Consider the following 16207-nt stretch of genomic DNA (forward strand, 5'->3'; position numbering starts at 1 on the left):
CCATGTGCCGTCAGGGAAAGAGCGGCTCGGCGCCGAAGGTCAGGCCATGTGGGCCGAGAGTAGCCACGCGGGGGCCGACTTGCGGCCGTTGCCCTCGTCCCGGACATCGCTGCCGGCGAACTCCGCGAAGTCCGGGAAGCCCTCGGGGACGTTGGCGTGGATGCGGGCCGGCCGGATCTCGTCGATCGTCCAGTACTCGCGCACCACCTCCCGCAGTTCCTTCGCCGAGACCGGGTTCACCTTGTCCGACGGCACGGACCCACTGTCGAACACCAGCACGAAGTAGGACGCGCCGGGCGCCGCGGCGCGCGCGATCGATTCCTGGTACCCCTGGCGCAGCTCGACCGGCATCGAGTGGAACAACGTGCTGTCGACGATGGTGCCGAACCGGCCGTCGTAGCCGGTGAACGTGCTGATGTCGGCGACCGCGAACCGGGCGTTGTCCAACCCGCGCTGGGCGGCTTCCGTGCGCGCGAGCGCGATCGCGGTCGGTGACTGGTCCAGGCCGACGGTGGTGAAGCCCTGATTGGCGAGGTAGAGGGACGTCGCGCCCTCGCCGCAGCCGGCGTCGAGGACGTCGCCGTGGAAGGCGCCCGCGTCGATGAGCGCGGCGATTGCGGGTTGCGGTTCGCCGAGGCTCCACGGCGGCCGGAAGCCCGGCCCCATCTCCGGAGCCTGGCCACGGTAGGCGGATTCGAACAACGCGTCGCTCGAGTAGTTCGTCATGCACCTCAGAGTGTCAACCGGGTTGATATATGTCAACATGGTTGACATGGAAAGCTTCCGGGACGAGCCACTCGGCTACCTGCTGCACCGGGTCACCGCGGCCTTGCGCGCCGAGGTGGCCGCGGCCGTGCTCGAGCCGGCGGAGCTGGCGGCGCCCGAGTACCTCTGCCTGCGGATGCTGGCGCGGTCGCCGAAGTCCAACGCTCAGCTGGCCCGCGAGGCCCAGGTGTCGCCGCAGGCGATGAACAAGGTGGTTCGCGAGCTGCAGGAGCGCGGCCTGGTGACGCGACCCGCCACGGTGTCGTCCGGCAGGTCGTTGCCCGCCACGTTGACGCGCGAGGGCGCGACCGTGCTCGCGCGCCTCGACCCCGAGGTGGTCCAGGCCGAGGATCGGGTGCTGGCCAACCTCGGCGAACAGGATCGGCGCGAGCTCCGGCGGCTCCTGGTCGCGGTCGGGTCCCCACCACGGCGCGACAACCACTCCCGTGTCCGGTGAACAGCTGACGAAGATGCGACGTGTCGTGATTCGGACGCCTCCGCCCTAGTGACGGATGACGGCGGCGGGGCGAGCCTGGTGCGATGCACTGGAGATCATCTGTTCTGGTCCTGACCTGCGTCGGCACCCTCGTCGCGGGCACCGCCGGAGCCGCGGACGCGGCCCCCGGCCCGACGGCGGCACCGTCACCCGCGGCCACCGAACGTCATTCGGTCACCCTGCTCACCGGTGACGTCGTCCAGGTCGAACGGCAGCCCGGTGGCAAGCAGGCCGCCACCGTCCAGCCCGCGCCCGGCCGCGAGAAGATCCGGTTCCACCAGCAGGAGGTCGACGGCCACCTCAGCGTCTTCCCCGAGGACGTCGCGCCGCGGCTGGGCTCGAAGCAGGTCGACCGGACCCTGTTCGACGTCACCGAGCTGATCGCCGAGGGGTACGCCGACGAGCAGTCGAAGACCCTCCCGCTGATCCTCACCTACCGCAAGGGCGCGGACCTCCGCGCCAAGGAAGCCGCCCCGGCCGCCGCCGAGCTGGGCGCGACGCTGACCAGCGTCAACGGCCGTTCCGCGCGGGCCAGCAAGGCCGACGCCGGCGCGTTCTGGACCTCGTCGGCGGGCAGCGCGATCGAGCGGATCTCCCTGGACCGCAAGGTCCGTGCCTCCCTCGACCGCAGCGTCCCGCAGATCGGCGCGCCCGAGGCGTGGGCCGCGGGCTACGACGGCACCGGCACCACGGTCGCGGTGCTCGACACCGGCTACGACCCCACCCACCCCGACCTGGCCGGCCGCGTGCAGGAGGCGGTCAACTTCACGACCAGCCCCGACACCACCGACCACTTCGGCCACGGCACGCACGTCGCCTCGACGATCGCGGGCTCCGGCGCCGCCTCGGGCGGCCGGCTCAAGGGTGCCGCGCCGGGCGCGAAACTGCTCGTCGGCAAGGTGCTCGACGACGACGGCTTCGGCTACGAGTCCTGGGTCCTCGCCGGGATGGAGTGGGCGGCGCACTCCGGCGCCAAGGCGGTCAACATGAGCCTCGGTGGCGGCCCGACCGACGGCACCGACGAGCTCAGCCTCGGTCTCGACGCGCTCAGCGCGCAGACCGGCACGCTCTTCGTGGTGGCCGGCGGCAACGACGGCGAACAAGGCGCCTACACGATCGGCTCGCCGGGCACCGCCGAAGCCGCGCTGACCGTCGGCGCGGTCGGCCGGGACGAGAGCCTGGCGTCGTTCTCCAGCCGCGGCCCGCGCCTGGGCGACAACGCCGTCAAGCCGGACATCACCGCGCCCGGCGTCGGCATCGTCGCCGCGCGCGCCGCGGGGACCGCCATGGGCGACGTCGTCGACGACCACTACACCGCCGCTTCCGGCACCTCGATGGCGACGCCGCACGTCGCGGGTGCGGTGGCGATCCTCGCCCAGCAGCACCCCGATTGGACGGGCCGCCGGCTCAAGGACGCGCTGGCCAGCACGTCCCTGACCGCCCCCGGGCGTTCGGTGTTCGAGCAGGGCGGCGGCCGGGTCGACGTGGCCCGCGCGGTGAAGCAGAAGGTGTTCGCCACCGGCACGCTCGACCTCGGCGCGGTCGAGGACGGCAAGGCACCGGTGTCCAAGCAGGTCACTTACACCAACGCCGGCACCACGCCGGTCTCGCTGAAGCTCGCCCTCGACGCCAAGTCCCTGGCCGGCGTCCCCGCCGCCGACGGGATCCGGCTCGGCAAATCCACTGTGGACGTTCCGGCCGGCGGAAGCACGACGGTGACGATCACCGGCGACCCGGCGAAACTCGCGCCGGGCACCTACAGCGGACGGCTCACCGCGACCGCGGACGGCGTGGTGGTGCACACCTCGCTCGGCGCGGACAAGACCGCGCCGAAGCACAAGGTCACCCTCACCGCGCTCGACCTGCAGGGCAAGCCCACCGTCGCGCCGTGGCTGCTGATGTACGGCGAGGACTACCGCTTCGACGTCAACACCTGGCTGGGCGGCGACAGCCTGACGGTCGAGCTCGGCGCGGGCGTGTACTACCTGACCGCCGAGGTCGACGGGACCCGGGACGGCCTCACCGCCACCCAGGTCGTCCTGCCGGAGCTGCGGATCACCGGCGACACGACCGTCGTGCTGGACGCCCGCAAGGCGGTGAAGGTGGACATCCAGACCCCGCAACCGTCCGAACAGGCCGGGATCTGGAGCTACTACACCTACCGGGAACTCGGCCCGCGCAAGATCGCGAACTACGCCATGCAGTTCGACTACACCCGCGAACTCCGCGTCACCCCGACCCCGAAGGTGACCACCGGCGCCTTCGAGTTCGGGTCCCGCTGGTCGAGGATCGCACCGCCGTTGACGGTGAACGTCCTGGGCGGCCGTGACGCGCTGACGAACCGCTACCTCGCCGGGTCACCCAAGCTGGACGGCCGGCGGCTGCTGCAAGCCGTCTCCGCGGGGCACGGCAAACCGGGGGACTTCGAGAACGTGCGCGGGAAGGCCGCGATCGTCGACCCGGACCCGGCGGACTACAACCGCGACGAGGTCTCCCGCGCCGCCGCGGACGCCGGGGCGGCGATCGTCTTCATCGTCGTGCCGGACGGCTGGGGGACCGCCTCGGTGCCGTCGATCAGCGCGGCGCCCAACCTGGCGATCCCGACCGTCCAGCTCGACCGGGACCAGGGGCTCGCGCTGCTGGACCGGATCAAGCGGTTCCCGGCTTTCTTGAGCCTGCAGGGGATCGCGGTCAGCCCGTACCTCTACGACGTGGTGCAGACCGAGCGCGACCGGATTCCCGACAAGCCCGTCCACCGGGTCACCGCGGCGAACACCGCGACCGTCACCACTCACTACCGGCAGGCCGGCAGCGGCGGTGAGGCGAAGGAACAGCGGTTCGCGTGGAAGCCGTGGCAGGACTTCGCCGTCAACGAGTACCAGCGGTACGTGGCGACGCCGTCGACCCGGGAGGAGTACGTCAGCTCGGGGGACATCCTGTGGCAGCACCGGGTCAAGCACGGCCTGGTCTGGGACGAGATGTCGCCGCTCGACGGCGGCATGACCGCGGCGCCGCGCACCTACACGGGCAAGGAAAACCTGACCGAGGACTGGTTCGCGCCGGTCGTCCGGCCCGCCATCCCGCGGGGCGTGCCGGGCATGGACTCGACCCGTGACGGCGACAGCCTCCGGATCCGGATCCCGGAGTTCGTCGACAGCCAGGCCGGGCACTACGGCTTCAACGAAGGCGACGACCAGGCCGCGCCGGCCACCACGTCGGCGAAGCTGTTCCGGGACGGCAAGCTCGTGTCGGAGCAGCCCTACGCGTGGGGCACCTTCCCCGCCGGCGCGGACCCGGCGACCTACCGGCTCGACCTGTCGGTGCGGCGCGATTCGCCGGAGTGGCTGTTCGGTACCAGCACGCAGACGTCGTGGACGTTCCGCTCGGCAAGATCGGCGGCACCGGCGCTGCTTCCGTTGCTGCAGCTGGACTACGCGGTGGACGCCGACTCCGGCAACCGGCTCCCGGCCGGCCGCCGGGCCGGGATCGGGCTGACCGCGCGGTTCCAGGACGGGATGGCCGCGCCGGACGTGCGGTCGATGAAGGCCTGGGCGTCCTACGACGACGGCAAGACCTGGCGCGCCGTCGACGTCAAACGCACCGGGAAGTCCTACGAGGCCACGATCGACCACCCGTCGCTCGGGGCCACGAACAAGTACGTCGCGGTGCGGGTGCAGGCCACCGACAGCGCGGGCAACGCCGTGGACCAGACGGTGCTGCGGGCGTACGGGCTGCGCTAGCCGGTTTCGCTCAGGGGCTCCGGGTGCCTCCCGCCGGTTCGCGGCAGGAGGTGCCCGGGGCTCGGCTCGTCCAGCCAGCCGAGCTTGCTGGCCTGCCAGGCCAGCTGCATCCGGGTGCGGGCGTTGACCCGGCGCATCAGGTCCTGCAGGCGCCGCTGGACGGTCCGGTAGCTGACGTCGAGCTGGGTCGCGATCGACTTGTCGCTGACGCCGCCGATGAGCAGGGACAGCAGCCGCCGCTCGTCGGGGTCGAGGTGGCTCGTGGGCGCGGTGTCGCCGATCCGCAGCGGCGACGCGCGTTCCCAGTAGACCTCGAACAACGCGACCAGCGCGGACAGCAGGCTGCTTTCCCGGACGAGCGCGGCGGTGGGTTCGCCCGTGCTGTCGTGGCTGACCAGCGGGCACAGCGCCACCCGGCGGTCGGAGATGGCCAGGCGTACGGGCAGTTTCGAGATCGAGCGGGCGATCTCGCCACCCTCGATGCCCTCCAGGACGTTGACGATCCGGCCGGGTTCCTCGAGCAGGCCGGTCTCGTAGATCACGCGGTACCGCACGCCGCGGGCCTGCGCCAGCGCCTCTTCGACGTTCTCCGACGCCGCCATCGCGACGTTGCCCTCCAGGCAGAACCACAGCGACTCTTCGCGGGCGCCGCGCTGGATGGCCAGTGCCTGCCGCCGGATCGCGTCGACCCCGGTGATGACCTCGACGAGCTGCGCGGAGTCCCGTCGCCGCGCGCTGCCGCGGTACTCCTCGGCGAGCTGGGTCACCGCGGCCCTGGCGGCCTCCAGCCTCTCCTGGCCGTGCACCAGCAGCGGGCCGAGCGAGACGTCCGGTGGCGCGGACACGTAGTGCCCGTCGGCCCGGTTGACGAGCCCCTTCGCCAGCAGGACCTCCAGGATCGGCTCCACCTCGCCGCGGCCCACGCCGAGCTTGCCCGCGATCTCGCCGGGCGCGGTCCGGTATCCGCCGACGACCACGCGGTAGACCCGTTCTTCGTCGGGAGTCATGCCCAGCGCTTCCAGCACAGTGCCTCCTAGCCACGCGGCCCCAGGGTCTCCATCGGCGTTGACGGCTCGTTGACAACGTACAACGCGGGTGCGGGCCGGGAACGGACGGCGGGAGGACGCCGTGGCACACTTCGTTGACCATGAGGCCGGCCAGGGGGTGTGACGCGTGACCGATCGGCCGGCCAGGCGAACGCAGGAGCAGCGACGCGCCGAGGCCGAACGGCGCGTGCTGGACGCGGCGATGGCGCTCATCGCGCGCAGCGGGTCCCGAGCCGTCACGCTCGCCGAGGTCGGGGAGGCCGCCGGGTACAGCCGCGGCATCGTCTACCACCACTTCGGCAGCCGGGAGCGGCTGCTGGAAGCCGTGGTCGACGAGGCACAGCGGTTCGACGTCCCCGCCTACCAGGGCGACGGCCTGGACCACCTGGTGCGGATCGTCGAGGCGTACCTGCGCAACGTCGTGCGGCGGACACCGGCGGCGCGCGCGTTCCTGCAGCTGTGGGGCGAGGCGATCGCGGCCGACCCCGCGCTGGCTCCGCTGTTCGCCCGCCGGGACGCCGACTTCCGGCAGCTCCTGGCCGACGTGGTCCGCCAGGGCGTCGCCGACGGGTCCGTCCGGCCCGACGCGAACCCGGCCGCGGCCGCCGTGCTGGTCGTCGCCCTGGTCCGCGGTACCGGGCTGCAGCTCATCGCCCAGCCTCCGGTGCGCAACGTCCCCGCCCTCATCCGGGAAGCGACGCGCTCGGTACGCGCGGCGTTCGCTGTCTCGCCGTAGTTTTCCGGCCGTGGTCTCCCGCGCCGGCCGCTGCTACACTTACTTGCATACATGCACGCAACTTAGGAGTGATGATGGCTGTTCCCCTGGTACTCGTGCACGGCAATCCGGAGAGCTCCGGCGTGTGGGGACCGCTGATCGCCGCGCTCGGCCGGGACGACGCGGTGTCGCTGTCCCCGCCCGGCTTCGGGGTGCCGGCGTCGGACGATTTCCCCGCCACCGTCGAGGGCTACCGCGAGTGGCTCGCCGCGCGGCTGGAGCAGTTCCGGGAACCCGTCGACCTCGTCGGCCACGACTGGGGTGGCGCGCACGTCGTCCAGATCGCGATGACCCGCCCGGACCTGATCCGCAGCTGGGCGTCGGACGCGCTCGGCCTCTTCGACCCGGGCTACGTCTGGCACCCGCGGGCCCAGGTGTGGCAGCAGGAGGGGGCGGGCGAGGCCTCGGTGAAGGAGATCTTCAGCGGTACGTTCGAGCAGCGGCTGGCGGTCGTCACCGCGCTCGGGATGACCGGCCCGTTCGCGGAACGCGTAGCCGCCGGGATGGACGACGGCATGGGGCGGGCGGTGCTCTCGCTGCTGCGGTCGGCGGCCCAGCCGGTGATGGCGGAGGCGGGCCGCGGCCTCGCGAAGGCACGCCGGCGGCCCGGCCTGGCCCTGGTCGCCCTCGCGGACGCCGAACAAGCCAGTGGAACGCCGGCGCAGCACCGCTCCGCGGGCGCGGCCGCCGGCGCGGAGATCGCCGAACTGGCCGACGTCGGCCACTGGTGGCCGGTGACGGACCCCCACCGGGTGGCGCGCGCTTTGACGGCGTTCTGGTCGCGTGTGGACGGTTAGGGCGCCGTCCGGGAAGACGCGGTGGTCGCGGCACCGAGTCCGACAGCGGCCGTCCCGGCTCGCGCCCGGCGCACCGAATGGTTCCGGCCGACCTCGATACCGGTCCTACCCGAACCTCGGCCGCTTCGCCGGACGGTCGTCGATGGGCGACGCCGGTGGTGTGTGGCCCGGGGGAAGGCCGTTCGGGGGCCGCTCGGTGGTCGGCGCGTGCGGCATCGGGGTGCCGTCCGGCAGGATGCCCGACGAGTTCGGCGGCAGGCCGTTCGGCGCCTGGGGATACGACGGCCACGGACCGCCCGTGTGGCCCGGCGCGGCCGGGTTGGTGTAGCCCGGGTGGGAACCGCGGTCGGGGCGCGGGGGCAGGTACTTGTCCTCGTGCGCGCCGGTGCCCGACGAGCTCTTCGAGTACTCGACCTGGCCGTAGCTGCTGCCCTGCCGGTTGTAGTGCTTGTTGGCCTCGATGGGCAGCTTGTGCCCGGTCTCGTTGAAATAGGTGCCCGCCGCCTTGTTGTGCCCCATGATGGCGTTCTTCTTGGGGACGATCTGGTCCGGCGTGCCGTCCTGGTGGTAGGTCTGGAACTGGCCGTTCTTCTGCATCCACTTGTTCTGCGCGTCGGTCTTGAGACCGGGCGGCATCTGGTGCTTGTTGACCAGGGCGTCCTCGAACATCGGCCGGATGTTCTGGTGCGTCCAGCTGGGGTTGTCCATGCCCGCCGCCGGCCGGTTCTTCTTGTTCTTCATCGGCCCTGCCGGCGCCGACTCCTTGTACCAGCCGCCACCGGGGGACTGGCTGTACTTCCCCCCACCCGGCGACTGCATGATGGGGTTGTTCCCCACGTTCGTGTCGATGGTCAGCTTGGGCTTGCCGCAGGACTGCGGGGCGAGGCCCAGCGGGTCGATCTGCCCGAACGGGTTGTCCACGTAGGCGTAGGGATTGGGTCCCGGCGCCAGGCCGAGCGGGTCGGGGCTGAGGTAGCGCGCGGTCACCGGGTCGTAGTAGCGCTGGGCGTTGTAGTGCAACCCGGTCTCGGCGTCGAAGTACTGCCCGGGGAACCGCAGCGGGGTCGCCGAAGGGCCACCGACCCCGAAGACACTCGTGCGGGCACACCACGTGATCCGGCCCTGGTCGTCGACCAGCTCCGCGGGACTGCCCGTCAGGTCGGCGACGATGGCGTCGAACCGGGTGTCCACCCACGCCTGCCCCGGCCGGGCCGCCCGGCCGCGCTGCGCGAGCGGCCGGTAGTCGCCGGGCTCGTAGTCCCACACCGTGGCCTGCACGCCGTCGGGCGTGTGCCGGGCCTCCTCGACCAGCAGCTGCCCGTCCCAGGTGAACTCGACGCGTTCGAGCGGCGTGCGGCCGTCGGCGGCCAGGTGCTCCTTGGTGACGCGGCGGCCCAGCGCGTCGTAGGTGTAGCGCCAGGTGCTGCCGTCCGGAACTCCGGCGGCGACGAGCCGGTCGTCGCCGTCCCAGGTGAACCGCCAGGTCAGCTTCGCGCCGCCCGGCATCGTGCGTTCGCGCAGCACGACCCGGCCGCGCCGGTCGTGCCCGTACCGCGTCCCGCCGGCCGCGGTGACGAGCGGGCCCGCGAACGTTCGCCTCCCGACGAGGTCGGGCTCGGCCGTGGGCCACGACGCTTCGGTGATGTTCCCGGCTTCGTCGTAGCGGTAGGACTCGGACCCGCGCGGTGAACGCACCTCCGTGACCCGGCCGAGCGGGTCGAGGCCGAACTCGCGCGGACCGGCCGCCTGGTCGTGCAGCGCGACCAGCTCGCCGTCGGCCCGGTAGCCGTACGAGCGCTGCTGGCGGGTGGCGCTGGCCCGGTCGGTGATCACCTGGGACGCCAGCTGCGAGTTCGGCGTCCAGGTCTGCACCAGGGTGGCGCCGGTACCGAGGGTGCGGCGCACCTCGCGCCCCGCGGCGTCGTGGACGAACCGCAGGTCCCGGCCGGCGAGCCGGGCGGCGACCGGCAGCCCGGCGGCGTCGAACTCCCACGCGCTTTCCGCGCCGGACGGCGTGAGCCGGTGCACCCGGCGGCCCGCGGCGTCGTAGGCGGACCGCACCGTGCGGCCGTTGACCGTCTCGGCCAGGACCCGCCCGACCGCGTCCCGCTCGTAGCTGATCCGCGTGGTGCCGTCGTCGGCCGACAGCAGCTGCCCGGTGGCGCTGACCTCGAACCGGGTGGTGCGGTTTCCGTCGACCTGCTCGACCAGGTGGCCGGCCAGGTCGTAGCGGAACGTCGTGCGCTGCCCGTCGGGGCGGACGCGCTCGACCTGCCGGCCGGCCGCGTCGTAGCCGAACGTCGTCACGCCGCCGGCGAAGTCGGTTTCCCGGACCAGGTTCCCGGCCGCGTCCCGTTCGTAGCGCCAGACCCGGCCCTGCCCGTCGGTCACCGCGTCGACCCGCAGCTCGCCGTCGTAGCTGACCGAGATCCGGCTTCCGTCCGGCAGGATCTGCGCCGTCGGCTGGTCGAAACCGCCGTATTCGTAGCGGGTGACGCCGCCGGCCGCGCCGGTGTGCATCCGGTTGTTGCCCTCGCCGTCCAGCACCCACCGGTCCTGGCTGCCGTCGGGGTTCTGGTGCCAGGCGAGCTTTCCGTCGACGGAGTAGGCGAAGCGCTCCACCCCGCCGACGGGGTCGGTGATCGCGACGAGGCGCCCGAACTCGTCCCGTTCGTAGCGGGTGACGGCGCCCAGCGGATCGGTCACCTCGACCGGCAGGCCCGCCTCGTCGTTGACGATGGTGGCCGTGGCCCCGGTCGCGTCGGTCAGCGCGACCGTGAACCCCCGGTCGTCGTAGCGGTAGCGGGTGGTCGCGCCGTCCGGCGCCACGACCGTGACGAGGTTCCCTCGCTCGTCGAACTCCTGGCGCGTCGCGACGCCGGGTGCCTCGTGCAGCACCAGCGTCCGGCCGTCCGCGGCGCGGTCCCAGGTGCGTTCCGTGCCGTCCGGACGGATCTCGGCGACGAGGTTGCCGAGCTCGTCGTAGCGGTAGCGGGTGGTGCGGCCCAGCGGGTCCGTCGAGCTCAGCAGGTGACCGCGGGCGTCCCACTCCGAGACCGTCGCCTGCCCGAGCGGGTCGACCTCGCGGGTCACCTGGCCGGCTTCGTTGTAGTGGAATTCGGAGGTGTGGCCGAGCGCGTCGGTCGACCGGGTGACGCGGTTGTCCGGGTCGTACTCGAGCACGCAGTCCAGGAAGCCGCCCGAGCCTTCGGTGCGCACGACGCGGCCGGCGGGGTCGTAGTGGTAGCGGAACCATTCGCCGTTGCGGTCGGTCCAGCCCACGATGCGCTCCGCGCGGTCGTAGGTGTAGGTCATCGGCTGCCCCGACGGATTGGTGACCGAGACCAGGTTCCGGCGGTCGTAGGCGTAGCGGACCAGCTCGACCTCGCCGTCGCCGGTGACCGCGAACAGCGCGGTGACGAGCCCGTCGGCGGTTTCGAAGCGGACGCGGTGCCCGGCGGTGTGCCGGATCTCCAGCGGACGGCCGTCGTCGGCGCGCACGATCTCGAAGGCGTTGCCGTTGCGGTCGGTCACCGAGGTCAGCAACGCCCGCCGGCCGCCCGGCGCGAAGTAGAGCAGCCGCCCCAGCTCCTGGTCGTCGACCAGGTAGCCGCCGTCCGGCGCGCGCTTCAACGGGCGCAGCGGTCCGCTTTCGGCGACGACCCAGTCGTCCGTGCCCGGCAGCGGGTAGCGCAGCAGGGTGCCGTCTTCGGCGGCGAAGCTGACCCCGCGCTCGTCGGCCTCGATCCGCTGGTCCACAGTGGACACCCAGCTGCCGCCGAGGAAGATTCCCGCGCGGTAGCCGGAGAAGTGCGTCCGCCGGAACACCAGGGGCAGCACGCCGAGGAGACCGGCGTCGACCTCTTCCATCACCATCTGCCCGGTCGAGACGGCGACCGGGTCGGTCACGCAGACCTCGTTGCCGATCGAGCGGTTGTTCTCGCCCTGGCCGCGGATCCCCTGCGGCGTGGTGCCGTCGGGGTTGCCCCGGGAACCGTTGCCGCCCGGGGACTTCTCGCCGCCACCGCCCGGGCCCTTGTCGTGGGCGCCGGAGGGACCGGTGCTGTCGCCGTTGCCCGGGGAACCCTTGCCCTTGTCGCCCGCGGTGTCGGTGGAGTCGCCCTTGTGGCCGCCCGGGGTGCCCCCGCCGTGGTCACCGGCGGCGCTGGTGGAGTCGCCGCCCTTGCCCTTGGGCCCGTCCAGGCCCTTGGGGCTGCCGTTGATGTCGGCGTGCTTCGGCGCCGGCGCGGCCTTGCCCGGCTTGATGTTCTTCAGCGCCTTGCCCGCGTCACCGAACAGGTCACCGGCCCGCTTCAGCAGCGGCATCAGCGCCTTGAGCGCCTTGACCAGCTTGGTGGTGAGCTGGCTGATCTTCGACGCGGTCTTCGCGACGGCGCCGATGACCTGCGGCACCACCCAGGTCAGCCCGATGCCGAGGGTGAACACCACCTGCAACGCCCAGGAGATCAGGTGCCCGATCAGTTCGGCGATGATGTCGCGCACCAGGGCGCGGACCGCCGCGACGACCTCGCCGGCCGTCTTCACGCCGCTGGACGCGCCTTCGCAGCCCTTCTGCGCGCTGGCGATCAGCGTCGAAGTGTCTTCGGCGCGCTGGCGGTAGGCGTCGGCCGCCGGGCCGCTCCACCCGCCGAGGTCCGCCTTGACCATGTCCACCAGGTCGGTGGACACGCTTCCCAGCTCCTTGGCGACGTTCGCCCAGGTCTCCGCCTGCGCGGCGATCTCGTCCGCGTTGCCGGTCAGCGCGTTGAGGGCTTCCTTGAGCGGGCCGACGTGCTCGATCAGCCACCCGACACCGGCGGCGAGGATGGCGCCGAACGGGTCCATCGCCATCGACAGCGCGTCGAGCGCGGTCCCCACCGCGCCCATCGCCACGGACGCCCAGTCGCCGCTCTCGATCGCCGACTTCAGGTCGGAAGCGCTTTCCAGCAGCGACACCCCGGAAATGGCCGTGGTCGAATCCTTCACCGGCGCAACCAGTGGATTACTCACCGCGCGAGCCCCCTACAGCAACCTTCACGATCACCCCGTCGAAGCACTCGACCCTAGCGAAACCGGCCTTCGCCGGGGCGAACCTTGCCTCATCGGGCAAGAAGGAGGGCCGCGGACGCACCCGGCGAACGGCGGACGCAACCGGTCCGGCACCTTGCCCCTGACACCAATGTCAGGTCTTACCGTTGCCCGCATGACCGAAATCCACGGAAAGCACGACCGCCGCTTCGACGACGTCCGAGCCGCGCTCGAGAAGAACGTGGCCTCCGGGGAGGAGCTGGGCGCGTCGCTCGTCGTCGACCTCGACGGCGAGGTCGTCGCCGATCTGTGGGGCGGCTTCCGCGACGAGGCCCGCACCGTCGCGTGGGACGAGCACACCATCACGAACGTCTGGTCGACGACGAAGACCGTGACCAGCCTGGCCGCGCTGATGCTCGTCGACCGGGGCGCCCTCGACGTCCACGAGCCGGTCGCGAAGTACTGGCCGGAGTTCGCCGCCAACGGCAAGGAGGACGTCGAGGTCCGGCACCTGCTGTCGCACACGTCCGGCGTCTCCGGCCTCGAGCGGCCCGCGGTGGTCGAGGACCTCTACGACCTCGAGACGTCGACGGCCCGGATGGCGGCGCAGGCACCGTGGTGGCCGCCGGGCACGGCTTCGGGTTATCACGCGACGAACTTCGGGCACCTGGTCGGCGAGGTCGTCCGCCGGGTGAGCGGGAAGCCGCTCAAGGCGTTCGTCGCCGAGGAGATCGCCGGGCCGCTGGGCGCGGACTTCCGGATCGGGGCCGCCGAAGCGGACTGGGGCCGGATCGCCGACGTCGTCCCGCCGCCGCCGGCGCAGTTCGACCTCGAAGCTCTGGGCCCGGACAACGTGATCGTCAAGACGCTGACCGGGCCGGCCATCGACGCGAGGGTCGCCAACACGCCGGCGTGGCGCCGCGCGGAACTCGGCGCGGTGAACGGGCACGGCAACGCGCGCTCGGTCGCGCGGATCCTGTCGGCGCTCGCGCTGGGCGGCACGGTCGGCGGCGTCCGCCTGCTCGGCCCGGGCACGATCGACCTGATCTTCGAGGAGCAGGCCAACGGCGTCGACCTCGGGCTGGGTGTCCCGCTGCGCTGGGGAATCGGCTACGGGCTGCCCCTGCGCGAGACGGTGCCGTGGATCCCGGACGGCCGCATCTGCTTCTGGGGCGGCTGGGGCGGTTCGATGATCATCACGGACCTCGACCGGCGGCTGACGATCGCGTACATGATGAACCGGATGGCCCCCGGCGTCATCGGCTCCGACCGCAGCGGCACGTACGTCCAGGCGATCTACGACGCGCTGGGCTGATCGGGCACGCCGCGCCTTCGGCTATTCCGCCGAGTGGTTCAAGCCCTTGGTGAGCAGTCCGAACGCCTGGTGGACGAGTTCCGAGACCGGTGTTCCGGGATGGATCTCCTGCCAGGCACCGACGGTGGTCCGGACCGCGCACAGCGAGATCGACGCGACGAGGTGCGGACGCGGGTCGAGGCGGGCGTCCACCCCCAGCCGCCGGGCGAGGAGCTCCGCCAGTTCGTCCAGGCGGCCGGTGCTGCGTCCGAGGCAGGCGGCCATGAGCGCGGGAGTGGCGGCCACCAGGTCCTGCATGCTCCGGTGGCGGTTCCCCTTGCCCGGATCCCCGCCGGTTTCGTAGGTCCGGATGACTTCGACCGCGGCGTTCTCGATGGCGGTGATCACGGGCTCCGCGGCCGGGCGCGCGGCCAGGGCCGTCATCATCTCCGTGAGCTGCTGGTCGAGCGGGGCGAGGGCGAGGTCTTCCTTGGACGCGAAGTACCGGAAGAACGTCCTGGGCGAGATGTTCACGGCGGCCGCGATCTCGTCGACGGTCGTCGCGTCGTAGCCCCGCCGGCGGAACAGCTCGTACGCCGTGTCGACGAGAGCGTCCGTGGTCTGCTGTTTCTTCCGCTCTCGCAGGCCCGGACCGGTCATCAGGCCAGCATACGGGCTGCGCCGGTCGCTGCCACTAGTCAGTCCCTGACAAATGGCAGCTTGTGACAAATGGCGTGCCGTGCCACCATGAATCCATGGTCAAAGCACCTTCGTCTTCATCGCCGTGGTGGACGATCCAGCGCCGGCTGGCCCGCCTCAACAAAGCCCTGTTCTCGGCCACGCGGGGCCGGGTCGGCGCCACCTACTTCGGCGCCCCGGTCCTGCTGCTCGACCACGTCGGCCGGCGGACGGGGCAGGCCCGGACCAACCCGCTGATCTACCTCGACGACGCGCCGAACCTCGTCGTCGTCGGATCCAAGGGCGGCACCGACGCGCACCCGCACTGGTTCCACAACCTCATGGCGATGGACAGCACCGAGGTCGAGCTTCCGGGCGGTGTACGCCGCCGCGTCAGGCCGCGGCTCGCGGACGGGACGGAACGAGAGGCGTTGTGGTCACGTCTGGTCGCGTTGTACCGGCCGTATGCGACGTACGCGAACCGCACCGATCGGCGGATTCCGGTGATCGTGCTCGAACCGGCGCCGGACCACTCTGGCAGTAGTGCCACGCACCACTAGGATACTGCCATGACCCGGCACCGGATGGTGGTCGTCCTGCTCGAGGACGTCCTGCCGCTCGACTACGCCATCCCGGTCCACGTCTTCGGGCGGGAGGCGTCGGAGGCCTACCACCTGGTGACGGTGTCCGTCGGCGGGGGAGCGGTGCCGGTGGCCGGCGGGACGTCGGTGGTTCCGGACGGCGGGCTGGAGCTGCTGCGCCGGGCGGACACGATCGTCGTGCCCGGCTATGCCGACGCGGCGGACCGTGAGCTGCCCGGTTCGCTGCTGCGGGCGCTGGTGGGAGCGCATCGACGAGGTGTCCGGATGGTGTCCATCTGCTCCGGCGCGTTCGCACTGGCGCGGGCCGGGATCCTCGACGGGCTGACCGTGACCACGCACTGGTCGCTGTGCGCGGCGCTCGCCGAGCGGTTCCCGGCGATCACGGTCGACCAGTCGGTACTCGTGGCCGGCACCGGCTCGGTCCTGACCTCGGGCGGCGTCACCGCCGGGGTGGATCTGTGCCTGCACCTGCTCAACGCCGACCTGGGACCGGCGGCCGCGCGGCACGTCGCGCGGCGCATAGTCATGGCGCCGCGGCCGGCCGACGGCCAGCGGCAGTTCGTGGAGAAGGCGGTCGTCCCGCCCGGTGACGACGTCATCGCCCGGGCCCAGCAGTGGATGCTCGTGTCGCTGGAGCAGAACTTGTCGGTGAAGGACGTGGCCACCCGGTTCGCCATGTCGGAGCGGACGTTCCACCGGCGTTTCCGGGAGAAGGCCGGCCTTCCGCCGTTGACCTGGCTGCGCGACCAGCGCATCGCCCGGGCCAAGGAGCTCTTGGAGAGCTCGGAGCTCTCCGTCGAGGACATCGCGCGCCGGGTCGGGTTCGGCACGGCGACCACCCTGCGGGTCCAGTTCCGGCGCGCGACGAACGTTTCTCCGCGCGAGCACCGGAAGGCGTTCACCTTCGACCGCGCCTGACCGGGTGGCGGGAACGTTTCGTTAGTCGGCAGTACTGCCACTGTCCGAGGGTGTCCCCCGAGGCGAGA

General features: G+C 72.0%; 11 protein-coding genes. 7 read left to right on the forward strand and 4 right to left on the reverse strand.

From position 1 onward, the window contains the following. Nucleotides 1-39: 39 nt before the first annotated feature. Complete coding sequence (locus AA23TX_RS22200) at nucleotides 40-726, reverse strand: class I SAM-dependent methyltransferase (protein ID WP_155544790.1); 687 nt, start codon at nucleotides 724-726, stop codon at nucleotides 40-42. A gap of 46 nt (nucleotides 727-772) precedes the next feature. On the opposite strand from AA23TX_RS22200, the gene AA23TX_RS22205 reads away from it, so the two are divergent. After that, a complete protein-coding gene (locus AA23TX_RS22205) occupies nucleotides 773-1222 on the forward strand; it encodes a MarR family winged helix-turn-helix transcriptional regulator (protein ID WP_155544791.1) in 450 nt (149 codons plus the stop codon). Between the two features lie 83 nt (nucleotides 1223-1305). Beyond that, nucleotides 1306-5001, forward strand: coding sequence for a S8 family serine peptidase (locus AA23TX_RS22210; RefSeq protein WP_155544792.1), 3696 nt, complete (start codon nucleotides 1306-1308; stop codon nucleotides 4999-5001). On the opposite strand, the gene AA23TX_RS22215 is transcribed toward AA23TX_RS22210, so the two are convergent. Next, nucleotides 4998-6026, reverse strand: coding sequence for a helix-turn-helix transcriptional regulator (locus AA23TX_RS22215; RefSeq protein ID WP_155544793.1), 1029 nt, complete (start codon nucleotides 6024-6026; stop codon nucleotides 4998-5000). The two genes, AA23TX_RS22210 and AA23TX_RS22215, sit on opposite strands and share 4 nt — an antisense overlap. A 148-nt stretch (nucleotides 6027-6174) precedes the next feature. Between AA23TX_RS22215 and AA23TX_RS22220 the strand changes: the two genes are divergently transcribed. Further along, the gene (locus tag AA23TX_RS22220) at nucleotides 6175-6783 is read left to right on the forward strand and encodes a TetR/AcrR family transcriptional regulator (protein ID WP_155544794.1); all 609 of its coding nucleotides are present in this window, start codon (nucleotides 6175-6177) and stop codon (nucleotides 6781-6783) included. 74 nt (nucleotides 6784-6857) lie between these two features. Continuing rightward, nucleotides 6858-7619, forward strand: coding sequence for an alpha/beta fold hydrolase (locus tag AA23TX_RS22225; RefSeq protein ID WP_155544795.1), 762 nt, complete (start codon nucleotides 6858-6860; stop codon nucleotides 7617-7619). 105 nt (nucleotides 7620-7724) lie between these two features. Here the strand turns inward: AA23TX_RS22225 and AA23TX_RS22230 are convergent, their stop codons facing one another. Continuing rightward, nucleotides 7725-12629: an RHS repeat-associated core domain-containing protein gene (locus tag AA23TX_RS22230; protein WP_155544796.1), complete on the reverse strand. Its 4905-nt coding sequence runs from the start codon at nucleotides 12627-12629 to the stop codon at nucleotides 7725-7727. A gap of 193 nt (nucleotides 12630-12822) precedes the next feature. Between AA23TX_RS22230 and AA23TX_RS22235 the strand changes: the two genes are divergently transcribed. Next, a complete protein-coding gene (locus tag AA23TX_RS22235; protein ID WP_155544797.1) occupies nucleotides 12823-13962 on the forward strand; it encodes a serine hydrolase domain-containing protein in 1140 nt (379 codons plus the stop codon). Between the two features lie 21 nt (nucleotides 13963-13983). On the opposite strand, the gene AA23TX_RS22240 is transcribed toward AA23TX_RS22235, so the two are convergent. Next, complete coding sequence (locus AA23TX_RS22240; RefSeq protein ID WP_155544798.1) at nucleotides 13984-14601, reverse strand: TetR family transcriptional regulator; 618 nt, start codon at nucleotides 14599-14601, stop codon at nucleotides 13984-13986. 95 nt (nucleotides 14602-14696) lie between these two features. Here AA23TX_RS22240 and AA23TX_RS22245 point away from each other — a divergent pair, with 95 nt between their 5' ends. Further along, nucleotides 14697-15179, forward strand: coding sequence for a nitroreductase/quinone reductase family protein (locus AA23TX_RS22245; RefSeq protein WP_155544799.1), 483 nt, complete (start codon nucleotides 14697-14699; stop codon nucleotides 15177-15179). Between the two features lie 9 nt (nucleotides 15180-15188). After that, nucleotides 15189-16139, forward strand: coding sequence for a GlxA family transcriptional regulator (locus AA23TX_RS22250; protein ID WP_230862664.1), 951 nt, complete (start codon nucleotides 15189-15191; stop codon nucleotides 16137-16139). The last annotated feature ends 68 nt before the right edge of the window (nucleotides 16140-16207 follow it).

It is taken from the genome of Amycolatopsis camponoti (assembly GCF_902497555.1).
Taxonomy (GTDB): domain Bacteria; phylum Actinomycetota; class Actinomycetes; order Mycobacteriales; family Pseudonocardiaceae; genus Amycolatopsis; species Amycolatopsis camponoti.

Excerpts from the sequence above, each read along its gene's own strand:
- AA23TX_RS22200 (WP_155544790.1), bottom strand. The coding sequence starts at position 726 with ATGACGAACTACTCGAGCGACGCGTTGTTCGAATCCGCCTACCGTGGC.
- AA23TX_RS22205 (WP_155544791.1), top strand. The coding sequence starts at position 773 with ATGGAAAGCTTCCGGGACGAGCCACTCGGCTACCTGCTGCACCGGGTC.
- AA23TX_RS22210 (WP_155544792.1), top strand. The coding sequence starts at position 1,306 with ATGCACTGGAGATCATCTGTTCTGGTCCTGACCTGCGTCGGCACCCTC.
- AA23TX_RS22225 (WP_155544795.1), top strand. The coding sequence starts at position 6,858 with ATGGCTGTTCCCCTGGTACTCGTGCACGGCAATCCGGAGAGCTCCGGC.
- AA23TX_RS22235 (WP_155544797.1), top strand. The coding sequence starts at position 12,823 with ATGACCGAAATCCACGGAAAGCACGACCGCCGCTTCGACGACGTCCGA.
- AA23TX_RS22240 (WP_155544798.1), bottom strand. The coding sequence starts at position 14,601 with ATGACCGGTCCGGGCCTGCGAGAGCGGAAGAAACAGCAGACCACGGAC.
- AA23TX_RS22245 (WP_155544799.1), top strand. The coding sequence starts at position 14,697 with ATGGTCAAAGCACCTTCGTCTTCATCGCCGTGGTGGACGATCCAGCGC.
- AA23TX_RS22250 (WP_230862664.1), top strand. The coding sequence starts at position 15,189 with ATGACCCGGCACCGGATGGTGGTCGTCCTGCTCGAGGACGTCCTGCCG.